This window comes from Autumnicola musiva, assembly GCF_031846585.1.
GTDB classification, from domain to species: Bacteria; Bacteroidota; Bacteroidia; order Flavobacteriales; family Flavobacteriaceae; genus Autumnicola; species Autumnicola musiva.
In genome coordinates this window covers 103,345-117,735 of the sequence record NZ_JAVRHK010000004.1, presented here as the reverse complement: position 1 = coordinate 117,735, position 14,391 = coordinate 103,345, and the positions used below count along the sequence as shown (strand labels likewise).

Sequence of the window (14,391 nt, the reverse complement as noted above, 5' to 3'; positions counted from 1 at the left end):
CTTTAAAAATAAAATCGTTATTAAATTTATTTATAATTTCCTGATACTCTTCTTATTGATCCAACCCTGGTTTCCATTGGCCAATTCAATTTTTACCCATTCCTGGTAATCTTCAATCACCCGGGCTTTGGTGCCTTCGTGTAATAAAAAAGCTCCGTCTCCTCTTAGAGAAGGTTCATTTCTTACCTGGGCCTCTTCACTAAAAACAATAGCGAACTGGTTGTTTTCCATAATTTCTTCCTGAGAATAGGCAAAGTAGATACTAAGGAATCCGCAAAAAACCATCAAGATGGAAATCCCAAAGAAAATCCTCTTCACAAGCGGCTTCTGGATATAGTAATAGGCAAGAAAGAAAGCCGCAAATAAAGCACAGCAAATAATGGCTATTATGGCCCAGGAATTTGCCGTGAATGTAGAAATAAGATTATCCATGCTCTGGCTGAAACCGGTTTGCTCCACCTCCTGTATATCGTCTATAGCCATATTGCGGGCAAATTCAATATTATTCCTAATATCTTCGTCACCGGGATCCCGCAACAATGCTTTTTCAAAATTATAAATACTCTCCGCTACATTGTTGAGCTTATAATGGGCATTTCCGAGATTATAATACAAAGCGGCAGAAGCTTCACCCGACTCAAGAATCTGATCATATTTTGTGATAGCTTCCTCATAATTTCCTGCGGAATAAGCTTCATTGGCCTCTTGAAACAGCGCCTCATTTTGTGCAAACAGAGATGCTGAAAGAAATAATAGGAGATATATAATTCTTTTCATTTTACAACTGTTTATCTAAGGTTGAAATTACATTAACGGCTTTCTCGTAATCCTGTTCCATAGTTACGGTTGATGCCGGGGTGTAACGGGCAAATTCACAACTTTCCAGCAGGCTTAGAAACTCCTTAATGGTAACCTCATCCACCCCTTTTTCAGCAAGAATTTCACTAATCCGGTCCTTGCTCATTTCACTGGTTTGGATATGCAGCTTTGCCTTCAGGTAATTGTGCATGGCTTTCTCCAGCGCCACATAGAATGCCGCCTGTTCTCCAAGATTCTTTTTTGCTTCTGAAAGGTATTTCCTCGCCAGCCTGTCTGCCTTTTTCCTGCGGTTTCCCGTAATATCATTAGCTCTTTCTTCCCGTTTTTTTCCGAAGAGGATCGCTACGGGAATGATAACAAAAGGAAGACAAACAAGGCTCCAAAACGGCACCGATTTGAAAAACTGCTGTTGCTGAATAGGTTTTAGATCGCTGTCCAGTTTAATATAGCGAAACTGCTCTGCACTGGCTACCGGCTGTCTTGCAGCAGCTCCCGGTGTGGTGGCAACAGCACCTGCAGCAGGACCGTTTTCAACATCAATCAGGATTTCTTCTGAAGTAAGGGTTTTATAGGTTTCACTATTCAAATCAAAATAAGAAAAACTCAGGGCCGGAATGGGATATTTCCCTTTTCTGGTAGGAACAATGGTGTAATTGTCTAATATACTCCCCTGCATACCGTTAAGGGTGGTATTTACATTTTGCGAATGTTCCGGCTCGTACTTTTCAAGAGAAGGAGGCACAGTTAAAACCGGAAGGTTAAAAAGTTTTAAATTTCCGTTCCCACTAACCTCTACGGTAGCCTGGAAAGATTCTGAAGCATCCAGATTTTTTTTGCTGGTGGTAACTTCAAAATCAAAATTTCCAACCGCACCGGAAAAATCTGCCGGTTTCCCTTCTTGCGGCAGGGGCTTTACATTTATGGTCCTGCTGCCTGCTGCAACGGTTTTTTCTACCGTCCTATAAATCCGGCTTCCAAAAATATCCCTGCGCTCACTGGGAACATCTACAGAAACCGATAGCGCCAAAGGTTCAATTTCCAATTCCCCTGTTTTCTGCGGATAAAGGATGGTTTTTCTTAGCACCACGTAACGGTAAGGCTGACCCTGATATTCACCATTTTCAACCCGAAGCTGGCGAATATCAATACTCTGGCTCCAGAAATCAGTAAATTTAGGATTATCTATTTCCCTCCAGTTGCTCACACTTATACTCGGGCTTACGTATAGTTTATAAACCACTGTTATAGCTTCATTTAAATAAGGATTGGCTTTGGATACTTCTGCCACCAAATGCAGGTTTTCAGAAGCAACAATATCGGTGTTAGAACCTGCTTCCGATTCTTCCACCGCCGCAGTCACTTCAATATCAACCGGGGAAGTTTTGTAGATCTTATCATCTATTTCAATTTCTGCCTGGCCTATGCTTAGTTTTCCACGGGATTCCGGTTGAAGAAAATAGGTATAGGTTTTGGAATAACTACTTTTACCATTAAAAATGCTTCGGCTTACCGATTGGTTAGGGCCTCCAATTACTCTCCAGCCGTTAAACGACGGTGGACGAAAATTGTCTCCATCCTGGTTCATTTCAAAATCAACCCGAAGACGCTCATTTATTCCCAGCTTTTTTTTGCTAACGCTCGCCTCAAACTGTACCTGGGCCTGCAGCAATCCGGCCGAAATTATTAAAAAGCTCAGTAATATTAATTTCAACTTCATTTTCTGTCTTCTTATTCAGATTTTTCGGATATCTAAATTTTAATATTTCCCTACCAGTCTTTTTCAGACCTTACCTTTACACCTTTGGCCTTTTCAGCATTTATTTTATCCTGCACCTTCTTCTCCTCATTGTTCATCGCTTCCAAAAGGCTCTTTATTTGCTGAGGAGATAATTGCCCCTGGGCAGGTTGGGGTTGTTGTGGCTGCTCTTTTTGCTCCTCTCCTTCATCACCCTTATCCTGCTGGTCTTTTTTATCCTGGTTCTGGTCCTTTTTCTCGTCCTGATCGCCCTTATCTTTATTTTGCTCGTCTTTATTCTCTCCTTCGTCCTTAGGCTTATTATCCTTATTCTGCTTATCGTCTCCACCTTCACCATCCTGGTTTTTCTTATCCTGGTTCTGGTCTTTGTTTTGATCTTTATCCTGGTCCTTATTATCCTTATTTTGATCCTTGTTCTGGTCCTGGTTTTTCTGTTGTTCTTCCAGCATTTTTTTAGCTAAAGCAAGATTGTAACGCGTTTCTTCATCGGAAGGATTATTTCTTAAGGCATTTTTATAAGCTTCAACCGCTTCCTTGTATTTTTTCTGCTTCATATAAGAGTTCCCGAGATTGTGATTAATACGGTGCCTCTCCTCTTTGCTTCCTGAAATTTCGTTAGCCTGTTTTAAGCGGCTTTCGGCCTGTGGTGCTTTCTCCCTGTTATAATACAGGTTTCCCATATTATATTTTGCGGCCGTATTGCCGGGATCTTTGGCAATAGCTTTGCGATATGAAGCTTCTGCGGAAGCAAAATCATTTTCAGACATTGCGTCTTCGGCTTCGCGAATGTATTTGTTTACCTCCCGCCGAATCTTCTCAGGATTTTCCTGAGCTGAAATTTTAGTGAATGCTAAAATGGCTACTATCACCATTAAAGCCGCTATATTTTTGAAATTGTTTGTCTTCATCATCTTAATCCTCCTTTTTCTTTCTTTCGTTAAAAAGGTTCAACTTTTTAATCCATGCTGTACTACGTTCCAGCAAAAATAAATCCAAAAATAACAGGAGCAGCCCTAAACCTAAAAACCATTGAAAATGAGACTCAAAATCGGCAAATTGTTTGGCCTCAAATTCTGTCTTTTCAATATTCTGAAGAACCTCCTGCACCTCATCTGTCACTTCAGCAGTAATATTTCCCGGGATATATTCTCCGTTTGCTTCTGAAGCAATTTGCTGAAGGGTTTCGGGATTCAGTTTGGTAATTACAGTTTCCCCGGCATTGTCTTTCTTATAATTCTGAATAATTCCGTTTCTCTTTATAGGAATAGGCCCGCCTTTTTCAGTCCCAACCCCTATGGTTATAATTTTAATCCCTGCCTCGGCCGCTTCTTCAGCAATACCTTCTATATTTCCTTCATGGTCTTCCCCGTCACTGATGATGAACAATACCCTGTTAGTCTGGTCTTCATTATCATAATAGGTTGTGGCCAACTCTAAGGCATCGCTAATGGCCGTACCCTGGGAAGAAATCATATCGGTATTAAGCGACTGAAGGAACATTTTTGCCGCGGCATAATCTGTGGTAATCGGCAGCTGTGGGAAAGCACTCCCGGCATAGGCTATAATTCCCACGCGGTCACTTCCAAGATTATTCAGAATTTGCGTTACCAGCTGCTTGGATTTTTCAAGCCTGCTGGGGGCAATATCTTCGGCCTCCATACTTTTAGAAACATCTATGGCAAAAACAATATCCACCCCTTCGCGCTTCACTGTTTCCATTTTTGTACCAATTTTGGGGTTTACCAATGCCACTACAAGGCTGGAAATAGCCAGTAGAATTATAATCAGCTTTAAAACAGGCTTAAAAGTGGAACGGTTTGGGGAGAGATACTTGAGTAAATCTGAATTGGCAAATTTCTTCTGTGTACGCTTTTTCCAGAATAACAGAAAAAGGAACAGCAGTACCACCACAGGAAGTGCCAGTAACAACCAAAAATATATTTTCTCTTCTAAAACGTACATTCTTAACTTCTAATTTAAACACATTATATAAAACTTCTGAATATAGTGTACCTCAGCAATATTTCGAACAACAGCAAACCTCCTGCCAGTAAGATTAACGGGCGGAATTTTTCATCATAATTATAATAACGGAATTCTTCAATATCGGTTTTTTCCAAAGCATCAATTTCAGCATAAATTTCTTCCAGTTTTTCATTATTGGTCGCACGGAAATATTGTCCGCCGGTCTCATTGGCAATTTGCTTTAGCAGCGCCTCATCAATTTCAACCTTGCTCATCCCGTACTGAAACCTTCCGTTAGGCAAGATAGCAACGGGAGACAAGGCATTGCCGTTGCTTCCCACGCCAATGGTGTAAACCTTTATCCCGAATTCCACCGCCAGCTCACTGGCAATCTTAGGATCTATAAACCCTGAATTGTTCACTCCGTCTGTGAGCAGGATAATAACTTTACTTTTTGCCTCACTGTCTTTCAGCCTGTTTACGGCAGTAGCCAGGCCGGAACCAATTGCGGTACCGTTTTGCAGCAAATCGTTATATTCTATATCCTGAAGGGCGCTCAGCACAATCTCTTCATCACTGGTAATGGGCGTTTTGGTAAAACTCTCCCCGGCATAAACAACCACTCCAATCCTGTCTGAAGGCCTGCCTTTTACAAATTCCTGGGCCACGTCTTTTAGGGCATCCAAACGATTGGGTTGTAAATCACGTGCCAGCATACTGGCCGAAACATCTATAGCCATTACAATGTCTATCCCCTGCGTACTGCTTGTTCTTGTAGAAACGTCTACGGTTCGTGGCCTTGCCATGGCAGTAATAATTAAAGCCAGCACCAGTAACCTCAATATAAAAAGTACTGGTTTAAGCTGTGCCAGTAAACTTTTTTTGGCTTTAAAACCTTTTATGGTGGAAATACGCAATTCTGCCGTCTGTTTGTTCCGCTTCCAGAAATACCAGGCGATAGCTATGGGGAGAAGCAGGAACAGCCAGAAAAACTGTGGATTTTCAAAGGTGAAATTTGTAAACATCAGTCGTTCAGATTTGTGAGTTCTACCGAATCTATAAGGCGTTGCGCGATTTCTTCGGCATAAACATCCTCTACATCATATATTACGGTGATTTGCTGATAGCCACCGTTTTCAGCAAAGTTCAGGATTTCATATTTATTTTGGGTAAGCTCCCCGGTTACGGGATTTTCAATTTCCAAAGTTCCAAAGGCCCTTATTCCTTCTGCGCCATTTAGAGTGGTAAACTCTTCGCGTTTCATAATAATGTTTTGCGCCCCCTGACTTTCCAGGTAAGTATAAATACCATCTACAGCAGTTTCCAGGTTAAACTCCACCTGCTGATTAAATTGTACTGTACTTACTGTAGTGTAAAAATTACCAATAAGGCTGCCATATAAAAAAGTTTCATTGCCTACCAGCATTTGTTGCGCTTCCTGTGGTAATTCTATTTCTCCTCTTTTTAAAACTTCAGGCGTGGTAATGGCTACCGGTGGATTGCCGTATTCACTTCTAATCCACTCCCCTTCCAGCAGTTCTTTGGTGGGGTGGCCCAGGTATGTATCTTTTACATAGGTAAAGCCTTTGGTTGCAACAAGTGCACCCGCTGCTACCACTAACGCAAAAGCGCCTATTATCATACCAATTATAATACGCTTTTTCTTGCGCTGCTTCAGCTTTGCCTGGCGGTACATTTCATCCCGCATCAATTCTTCCTCAGTAGGTTCAGGAATTGAAGTTTTTACGTCATCAACTATATATTTAACGTTGGAACGATCTTCTTTAGCAGTAATCACATCAGGACGGGAATTGGCAAATTTGGCTAAATCGGCACGTTGCAGGATTCGCTTTAAATCATCAATGGTTTTCCGGTCAATTTTAAGATTGCCACTTTCCCTCTGCAATTCAAGGTAGGCCACAAGTTCACTGGTGGTGCTTTCAAGAGCACGGTCATATACCTTACGGTCTAAATATTTCCGTATTGAAAAAGTAAGCTGGGAATAATATTCTTTTACTTCCCTTTGCTCCAGCAGGTGAGATTGATCCAGCTTCTCCAGTTCCAGCATAGCCTGCTCATAAGGGGGTAATTCCCTTTCGCGGGCTTCTTTTCTCTTTTTTCTGAATAAGAAAAATAACAAAGCCAAAATAACCAATCCCAGCAATGTCCACCAGATCCAGTTAGGAATGGAAAACGTAGAAGGCGCTTCTACTGAAGGCTTTATAGGATACATTTTTTGTTTTGTGGTATCCACCACCACACTGGCTACTTTCACCAGCATAGAATCTGTTAAAAATTCGCGGTCGCTTATAATCACCCTTTGCTGCGGAATGGTATAGGAACCGGAGTCAAACTGGGTTAGCGAATATTCCTTTAAAAGCCTGAACCTATCCTGTATACGGGAGGTATCGGTTGTTATAGATTCCACCACTTCCAGAGGTAAAAAAGTATTGCCTTCAGGAAAAACCACCAGGTCTGTAGAATCAGTTTCTACTGAAATGCTGTACTTTATTTGTTCCCCAATTTTCATAATTGAGGAATCTATTTCGGCAGTTACCTGAGGCTGTTGTGCGAAAACGAAACTTGTAAAAAGAAGGAAGAAATAAAAGAAAATATGGTTACACCTTCTTTTATTGTTCAGGATATGCAATGCAGTTTTGTTTTTAGAATATGAATTTTCTTTTATCATATTGATTATGCTCTTCTCTTAAAGTAACCCAGTAGTTTTTTTACATAACTTTCGTCCAGCCGGTTTTCTATTGTCCCGGCACCGCTTAGCGTAAAACTTTCCTGAAAATAAGCTACTCTGTTCCTGTAATGTTCGGCATAGCTGTTCCTAACAGATTTTGAACCGGTATTTACAGTAATACTTTCGCCGGATTCCTCATCCAACATTTGTACCAAACCAAGATTGGGAATTTGTTCTTCGTGCCGGTCGTAAATCCTGATCCCTGTAACATCGTGCCTGCCTGCAGCAATTTTTAATGTATGCTGGTAATCTTCAGCCACAAAATCTGATAGAACAAAAACAATAGCTTTCTTTTTCATCACGTTGGAGAGGTATTTAAGGGCGCCGGTAATATCAGTTCTTTTTCCTGAAGGTTGAAATTCCAGTAGTTCCCTAATAATCCGCAATACGTGAGAACGGCCTTTTTTAGGCGGAATATACAATTCGATCTTATCGGTAAATAACATAAGACCAATCTTATCATTATTCTGGGTAGCAGAAAAAGCCAGGGTTGCGGCAATTTCTGTAATCACGTCTTTTTTAAACTGGTTGTGCGTACCAAACATTTCTGAAGCAGAAACATCCACCATCAACATCATGGTGAGTTCCCGTTCCTCCTCAAAAACCTTAACAAAAGGTTCGCTGTAACGCGCGGTAACATTCCAGTCTATATTACGAACATCGTCCCCAAACTGGTACTGCCGCACCTCGCTAAAAGTCATCCCGCGACCTTTAAAGGTAGAATGATATTCCCCGCCAAACATGTGATCGCTCAGCCGGCGGGTTTTAATCTCTATTTTTCGTACTTTCTTAAGGAGCTCTTTAGTATCCATGTGTTTCAATAAACAATTTGACAATAATCAATTACTAAAAATCCCATTGATCATTATTAACTAATAATTGTTAATTGCTACGGCACTTCTATTTCATTAACGATTTTGCTCACCAGGTCTTCAGAAGTAATATTTTCAGCCTCAGCCTCATAGGTTATTCCAATCCTGTGTCGCAATACATCATGGACCACTGCCCTTACGTCTTCTGGAATCACATAGCCACGGCGTTTGATAAAAGCATAACATTTAGCTGCTGTAGCCAGATTAATACTACCCCTTGGAGAAGCCCCAAAACTGATTAGCGGCTTGATATCTTCAAGTTTATATTTTTCAGGAGTACGAGTGGCAAAGATGATATCCAGGATATATTTTTCAATCTTTTCATCCATATAAACTTCACGAACGGCTTTTTGGGCGCGGGTAATTTGTTCAAGGCTTACCACGGGGTTCACCTTTTCAAATGCACCTTTAAGGTTTGCCCGAACAATAAGCTGTTCCTCATTCATCTGCGGATACTTAATAACGGTTTTCAGCATAAAACGGTCCACCTGGGCTTCAGGCAAAGGATAAGTTCCTTCCTGTTCCACGGGATTTTGCGTTGCCATTACCAGGAACGGGCGGTCTAGAATAAAAGTTTCATCTCCAATAGTCACCTGTTTCTCCTGCATGGCTTCCAGTAAAGCCGATTGCACTTTGGCGGGAGCACGGTTTATCTCATCTGCAAGCACAAAATTGGCAAATATGGGGCCTTTCTTAATGCTGAAGTCATTCAGCTTCATATTATAAATAAGAGTTCCCACAACATCTGCCGGTAAAAGATCTGGTGTAAACTGCACCCTGCTAAAACTGCCATGTACTGCCTGCGAAAGTGTATTAATAGCAAGGGTTTTAGCAAGTCCCGGCACTCCTTCCAAAAGAATATGCCCCTGCCCGAGAAGACCAATCAGCAGGCGCTCCACCATGTGCTTCTGGCCTACAATTACTTTATTCATTTCTGAAGTAAGTACATCTACAAATGCACTTTCCCTCTCTATTTGTTCATTCAGGCTGGCAATATCTACCGAAGAATCGTTTTCTATCATCACTTATAATTATTTAACGCGTGAATATACACTTAACGAATTAACGTCGCAAATGGAAAATTAATTAAATCTAATTTGTTAATATTAGGTTAAAATAAAAGAGCGGCCCAGTGAAGCCGCTCTTAAGATGTTATAAAAATCTGAACTTATTCCAGAAAAATAGTATCCAGATTAACCGAACTGCCGGCTTCAACTACCACGTTATTTTCTTCGATAGTTGGCAAATTTGATGCCACATCTGGTGTAATAGTAACTTTATATGTTCCGGCCGGAACCCCATGCAGGGTGAAATTCCCGTTAGCATCAGTATAAGCCGAAATCGTATTAGAAGCATTTTGAGCCTTCACCAAACTCCTGAAGTCTGAAGGATGTACTTCACCTTCAATGGTACTTGCTCCCTCTTCCGCAGAAAACCTTATTACCGGTTTAAGGCTGTAACCACCATTACCCTGTTGCACCACAGATTCTTCAACATCAAAATCAAGTAAAAAAGAATACTGCTCACCCGCTTCCAGGTCCTGGTTCACATTCAACTTTAATCCAGATTGTTGTGCACTTGGAGTGGCCATAGCATAAGATTCTCCATTTACAACAATAGAATTGTCGTTACCAAGAATCAACCTCATTTGGCCAAGATAACCTGCCGGAAGTTCAACATCGGCTAGAAGCTGGGAAACTCCACCGGTTAATTCCAGCAAATCGTAAACCCCCGTTTCCACTTCTCCAATACTCTCCCAGCCTTCATCTTCTGCCCCGTCCATATCGGTTCTAATCATTACATCCTCCACATCTATGAGGACACCATCATAATCGCCGGGAGCATCAGTCATACGAACAGTGACCTGAGCTGTTCCTTCCTCTTCATTGGAACCGCTATCATCATCACTACAACTAAACATAGTAAATGCTATTAAGCTCAGCATTAAAAAGCTTTTCAATTTGAAATTTGTTAGAGTCATACTTTTATATTTAATGTTTTGCAGGATAACGGCAGAAGCGATTTTCCATTTTGTCAAAGCCGGAAGATTAACGAAATTTAACATGCATTAACCCGCTATTAATAAATTGCTGCCCAAAGCAAGGAATTACTTTGTTACATTACACCAAAAAGCAAATATGACAAATGCACTTATTACCGGAGCATCAAGTGGAATAGGAAAAGCAACCGCCAGAATTTTTGCGGAAGAAGGATTTAACCTGATTCTCTGCGGAAGAAGAAAAGAAAAGCTGGAAGAACTAAAGTCTGAACTGGGAGAGAAGGTGAAAATTCACCTGCTTACTTTTGATGTAAGAAATAAAGAAGAAGTATTCAATAATCTTGAAAATTTACCTGAAGATTTCAAAAATATCAACATCCTGATTAACAATGCCGGAAATGCACATGGCATGGATCCCATTCAGGAGGCTAGCACAGAGGATTGGGACGCGATGATAGATATTAATGTAAAAGGTTTACTTTACGTTTCCAAAGCCATTATTCCGCAAATGACTAAAAGAGGAAGCGGACATATTATAAATATTGGCTCTACGGCCGGGAAAGAGGTTTATCCCAATGGAAATGTGTATTGTGCCAGCAAACATGCCGTAGATGCTATAAACCAGGGAATGCGTATTGATTTAAACGGCACAGGAATTCGTGTAGGAGCGATAAATCCCGGCCTGGTAGAAACAGAATTCAGCGAAGTAAGATTTAAAGGGGATAAAGAGAAAGCAAATAAGGTATACCAGGGATTTGAAGCTTTACAACCTGAAGACATTGCAGATATTATCAGGTTTGTAGTCACCAGGCCTTATCACGTAAATATTGCCGATTTAATAGTGATGTGTACCGCCCAGGCAAGCAGTACTATTGTGGATAAAAAGTAAGCTTTAGGCTGTAAGCTGTGGAAAATAGCTAAAAGAACAGATCGGTATTTCTGGATCTGTTCTTTAAAATTTGCCGAAGAATTTGGAGAAAGGAAAAATTAAAAGTTATTAAGTTTTAAGCTGAACAGGGAAAATCCAGATAAAAGGAGCAAAATTTGATTAATAAAGTAATAGTGAATTTTTTTAATGATTAACAAACGCCTTTTAATTAAAAACCTGCTTGCGCATAATGATGAGAATAGCTTTTATGATAAAAAGCTCAGGCTCAATCTTGGCGAAAAAGAAGGAAAGGCGAAGTTTTTAAAGCATGTTTGCGCGCTTTCAAATTCTAATCCCGAAAATAATTCTTATATCGTGATTGGAGTGGAAGATGAAGACAATAATATTGTTGGTATCGACTTTTTTGACGACAGTAAAATTCAGAACCTGGTAAATGCCTATCTTCAGAATCCCCCTATAATTAGCTATGAAAATATCCCATTCCCGCACCTGCCAGATCATCAGGTGATTGGGTTGGTGACCATACGTCCTAATCACGGCAGGATTTGTTCTTTGCGCAAGAACATCTGGAAATATTACGGGGGATCAATTTTTTTAAGGGATGGCAGCATTAGTATGCCCAAAGATTTTGACATTAAAATTGAAGATGTAAACTCTAAAATAGTCGCTTCTATAGAAAACCATGCGCAGAATAACATTGAACTTACTTTGGATGGCGTTTTTGATTTTTTCAGCAAACGCGAAGATTACAACCCCACCTATAAAGTTTTTAAGGAATATTTTGTGGTTTGCTGGGCAGGGAAACAGAAAAAAGGAAAAGACAAGGTTTACTATTCCAGGGTAGATATTGAACTTATAAATGAGCAGGTTAAGCTTTTTTACTCAGATTTGGATGAGGTAAGCATAGAACGGGATGAAAATTGCTTTAAAATTATTGAATATGTACATTTAGGGCTTCATGACAGTTTTAAATATTACCCGTTGGAGGAAGTTAGTATAGAATTTAGAGATAACGCCAGCTATGAGATTCATAGTCAGCTTTTATTTGAACCCCCCAGGTACGATAAAAAAACGCTTCACCACATATACAATATCAACAATGCCCTTGTCCAGCGCTTAAAACAAAACCTGCCCCTCAATAAAAATCAGCAAAAAGATTTAAAAAATCTCCCATCTACTTATTTACTTTGCTATTTCAATGATTTTGAAGATGCCATTGATAAGCTGGAAGAGGCGAAACTTTATTTGAAAAAATATAATGAACAGGTATACCATTCTTACAAGGAAAGCATGCGTATATTGAGGAAAGTAAAATATAATTAAAATGGGCAGGACGATTGCAATTGGAGATATACATGGAGGTTTAAAAGCTTTGATTCAGCTGCTGAAAAAAGCAAACGTAACTCCCGAAGACCAGCTGATTTTTTTAGGAGATTATGTAGACGGATGGAGCGATTCTGCCAATGTAGTGTCCTATCTTATTGAACTTGCCAAGCAAAATACCTGTGTGTTCATCAGGGGAAATCATGATGATTTGGTTCACCGCTGGTTAAAATCGGGAGAAATGAATGAAAAATGGCTGCAACATGGCGGCCAGTCCAGCATGGATGCCTATAGAAATTTTACTGCGGAAGAAATAAAGCTCCACATTGGATTTTTTCAGCAAATGCTCAACTATTATATTGATAATGAAAACCGGCTTTTTATACATGCAGGATTTTCCAATCAGCATGGGCCTGAAAGCGAATATCACGATACCGGCTATTACTGGGACCGCACCTTATGGGAAACTGTACTTGCCCTGGACCCTAAGCTGGATAAAGCTCATAAATATTACCCTAAAAGACTTCAAATATTTGATGAAATCTATATTGGCCACACTCCGGTAATCCGAATTGATGAATCAAAACCCTTTAATAAAGCCAATGTTTGGAATGTGGATACCGGCGCTGCCTTTACAGGAAAACTTTCTGCCATAGATGTAAGCACTAAGGAATTTTGGCAGAGTGACCCGGTACACCTGCTCTACGAGAAAGAAAAAGGCAGAAATTAAGAGTATTTTATCATACACTCTCTTAACATATTTATATCTTTGAACTTCAATAATTTCAGCTCCTTTCGGGATAAAATTCCAGGATGCCAATAAAAACTGCACGGTTGTTGATATTCAAATAAAATTCATACACTTGCACTCCCATTGGGTTCAAATTTAGATTAAAAGAAATGGCTTTAGAGAATGTTAGATTAGAAGTAATGCAAACCGTAGAGAAATCTGTGGACGGTTTTATTGATAAATATTTAATTCCGGTTGAAGAAATCTGGCAACCTACTGATCTCCTACCAAACTTCCAAAAGGAGAATTACATGGATGATGTTATTCAAATTAGGGAAGAGGCCAAAGAGCTTGGATATGATTTTTGGGTGGTACTGGTAGCAGATATGGTTACTGAAGAAGCCCTGCCTACCTATGAAAGCTGGCTAATGGATATGGAAGGCGTGAAACAACACGGGGCTTCCAGAGGAGAGCAGAACAGTTGGGCCAAATGGGTTCGCCACTGGACTGGAGAAGAAAACAGGCACGGTGATACCCTCAATAAATATTTGTATCTATCGGGAAGGGTTAATATGAAGGAAATTGAAAAAACCACGCAGCACCTTATTAATGATGGTTTTGATATAGGTACAGGTAGAGACCCTTACCGCAATTTTGTTTACACCAGTTTTCAGGAACTTGCTACTAACATTTCGCATAGACGCGTTGGGCAGCTTGCCAAGAAAAAAGGAAACAAAATGCTGGCTAAAATGTGTAATATCATAGCGGGGGATGAAATGAGACATTACATGGCCTATCGCGAATTTGTAAAGACTATTTTTGAACATGACCCTAGTGAAATGATGCTGGCTTTTCAGGATATGATGAAAAAGAAAATTGTAATGCCTGCACAGTTTATCCGTGAAAGCGGACAGGGTATTGCAGAAGCCTTTGAGAATTTCTCCAATGCAGCACAGCGGCTTGGGGTTTATACCACACATGATTATATTGATATTCTTAAAAAACTAAATGGCTACTGGGAAATTGATAAAATGAATTCTCTTACAGATGAAGCCGAAAAAGCAAGAGATTATTTAATGAAGCTACCGGACAGAATGTCCCGTATCGCTGACCGTATCGCTGTTCCCGAAGATCCACACCAGTTTAAATGGGTGGAGCCAAACGGAACACTTTAATCAAAATTTAAAAGGTTTAATGCAAAAACCGCTTCCTGCCGAAGCGGTTTTTCTTTTATCTTCGCCCCTATCCCCAAAAAATTTAAAAAATAGTTGCTACTTTTAACAAAAAGA

Annotated in this window: 13 protein-coding genes; 4 read left to right on the top strand and 9 right to left on the bottom strand. The window is 40.1% G+C overall.

From position 1 onward, the window contains the following. Positions 1-30: 30 nt before the first annotated feature. The 9 genes from RM539_RS07515 to RM539_RS07475 all read right to left on the bottom strand — a co-directional run bounded on the left by RM539_RS07515 (position 31) and on the right by RM539_RS07475 (position 10,106). Positions 31-777, bottom strand: a complete 747-nt coding sequence (locus tag RM539_RS07515) for an SH3 domain-containing protein (protein ID WP_311502771.1) — start codon at positions 775-777, stop codon at positions 31-33. Position 778: 1 nt separating this feature from the next. Then, on the bottom strand, positions 779-2,536 hold the full coding sequence (locus tag RM539_RS07510) for a BatD family protein (protein ID WP_311502770.1): 1,758 nt from the start codon (positions 2,534-2,536) through the stop codon (positions 779-781). A gap of 50 nt (positions 2,537-2,586) precedes the next feature. Further along, a complete protein-coding gene (locus RM539_RS07505; RefSeq protein WP_311502769.1) occupies positions 2,587-3,486 on the bottom strand; it encodes a tetratricopeptide repeat protein in 900 nt (299 codons plus the stop codon). A gap of 1 nt (position 3,487) precedes the next feature. Further along, the gene (locus RM539_RS07500; RefSeq protein ID WP_311502768.1) at positions 3,488-4,537 is read right to left on the bottom strand and encodes a VWA domain-containing protein; all 1,050 of its coding nucleotides are present in this window, start codon (positions 4,535-4,537) and stop codon (positions 3,488-3,490) included. A gap of 23 nt (positions 4,538-4,560) precedes the next feature. Continuing rightward, a complete protein-coding gene (locus tag RM539_RS07495) occupies positions 4,561-5,565 on the bottom strand; it encodes a vWA domain-containing protein (protein ID WP_311502767.1) in 1,005 nt (334 codons plus the stop codon). Then, positions 5,565-7,070 (bottom strand): LPXTG cell wall anchor domain-containing protein, encoded by a 1,506-nt coding sequence (locus tag RM539_RS07490; RefSeq protein WP_311502766.1) that lies wholly within the window; start codon positions 7,068-7,070, stop codon positions 5,565-5,567. The genes RM539_RS07495 and RM539_RS07490 overlap by 1 nt, the downstream gene beginning before the upstream one ends. Positions 7,071-7,234: 164 nt before the next feature. Further along, on the bottom strand, positions 7,235-8,101 hold the full coding sequence (locus RM539_RS07485) for a DUF58 domain-containing protein (protein WP_311502765.1): 867 nt from the start codon (positions 8,099-8,101) through the stop codon (positions 7,235-7,237). A 77-nt stretch (positions 8,102-8,178) separates the two neighbouring features. Next, a complete protein-coding gene (locus RM539_RS07480; protein ID WP_311502926.1) occupies positions 8,179-9,183 on the bottom strand; it encodes an AAA family ATPase in 1,005 nt (334 codons plus the stop codon). A 146-nt stretch (positions 9,184-9,329) separates the two neighbouring features. Continuing rightward, positions 9,330-10,106, bottom strand: coding sequence for a DUF4382 domain-containing protein (locus RM539_RS07475; RefSeq protein WP_311502764.1), 777 nt, complete (start codon positions 10,104-10,106; stop codon positions 9,330-9,332). A 193-nt stretch (positions 10,107-10,299) separates the two neighbouring features. Here RM539_RS07475 and RM539_RS07470 point away from each other — a divergent pair, with 193 nt between their 5' ends. The 4 genes from RM539_RS07470 to RM539_RS07455 all read left to right on the top strand — a co-directional run bounded on the left by RM539_RS07470 (position 10,300) and on the right by RM539_RS07455 (position 14,277). Continuing rightward, entirely contained in the window at positions 10,300-11,049 is a 750-nt protein-coding gene (locus RM539_RS07470; RefSeq protein ID WP_311502763.1) for an SDR family oxidoreductase, read from the top strand. 186 nt (positions 11,050-11,235) lie between these two features. Next, positions 11,236-12,372 carry an ATP-binding protein gene (locus RM539_RS07465; protein ID WP_311502762.1) on the top strand — a complete coding sequence of 379 codons (1,137 nt, stop codon included), beginning with the start codon at positions 11,236-11,238 and terminating at the stop codon, positions 12,370-12,372. 1 nt (position 12,373) lies between these two features. Then, complete coding sequence (locus RM539_RS07460; protein WP_311502761.1) at positions 12,374-13,102, top strand: metallophosphoesterase family protein; 729 nt, start codon at positions 12,374-12,376, stop codon at positions 13,100-13,102. 170 nt (positions 13,103-13,272) lie between these two features. Beyond that, complete coding sequence (locus RM539_RS07455; RefSeq protein ID WP_311502760.1) at positions 13,273-14,277, top strand: acyl-ACP desaturase; 1,005 nt, start codon at positions 13,273-13,275, stop codon at positions 14,275-14,277. The last annotated feature ends 114 nt before the right edge of the window (positions 14,278-14,391 follow it).

What these genes read in the sequence shown, in the direction of transcription:
- RM539_RS07500 (WP_311502768.1), bottom strand. Translation starts at nt 4,537, where the DNA reads ATGTACGTTTTAGAAGAGAAAATATATTTTTGGTTGTTACTGGCACTT.
- RM539_RS07475 (WP_311502764.1), bottom strand. Translation starts at nt 10,106, where the DNA reads ATGCTGAGCTTAATAGCATTTACTATGTTTAGTTGTAGTGATGATGAT.
- RM539_RS07505 (WP_311502769.1), bottom strand. Translation starts at nt 3,486, where the DNA reads ATGATGAAGACAAACAATTTCAAAAATATAGCGGCTTTAATGGTGATA.
- RM539_RS07460 (WP_311502761.1), top strand. Translation starts at nt 12,374, where the DNA reads ATGGGCAGGACGATTGCAATTGGAGATATACATGGAGGTTTAAAAGCT.
- RM539_RS07470 (WP_311502763.1), top strand. Translation starts at nt 10,300, where the DNA reads ATGACAAATGCACTTATTACCGGAGCATCAAGTGGAATAGGAAAAGCA.
- RM539_RS07515 (WP_311502771.1), bottom strand. Translation starts at nt 777, where the DNA reads ATGAAAAGAATTATATATCTCCTATTATTTCTTTCAGCATCTCTGTTT.
- RM539_RS07465 (WP_311502762.1), top strand. Translation starts at nt 11,236, where the DNA reads ATGATTAACAAACGCCTTTTAATTAAAAACCTGCTTGCGCATAATGAT.
- RM539_RS07510 (WP_311502770.1), bottom strand. Translation starts at nt 2,536, where the DNA reads ATGAAGTTGAAATTAATATTACTGAGCTTTTTAATAATTTCGGCCGGA.
- RM539_RS07490 (WP_311502766.1), bottom strand. Translation starts at nt 7,070, where the DNA reads ATGAAAATTGGGGAACAAATAAAGTACAGCATTTCAGTAGAAACTGAT.
- RM539_RS07455 (WP_311502760.1), top strand. Translation starts at nt 13,273, where the DNA reads ATGGCTTTAGAGAATGTTAGATTAGAAGTAATGCAAACCGTAGAGAAA.
- RM539_RS07485 (WP_311502765.1), bottom strand. Translation starts at nt 8,101, where the DNA reads ATGGATACTAAAGAGCTCCTTAAGAAAGTACGAAAAATAGAGATTAAA.
- RM539_RS07480 (WP_311502926.1), bottom strand. Translation starts at nt 9,183, where the DNA reads ATGATAGAAAACGATTCTTCGGTAGATATTGCCAGCCTGAATGAACAA.
- RM539_RS07495 (WP_311502767.1), bottom strand. Translation starts at nt 5,565, where the DNA reads ATGTTTACAAATTTCACCTTTGAAAATCCACAGTTTTTCTGGCTGTTC.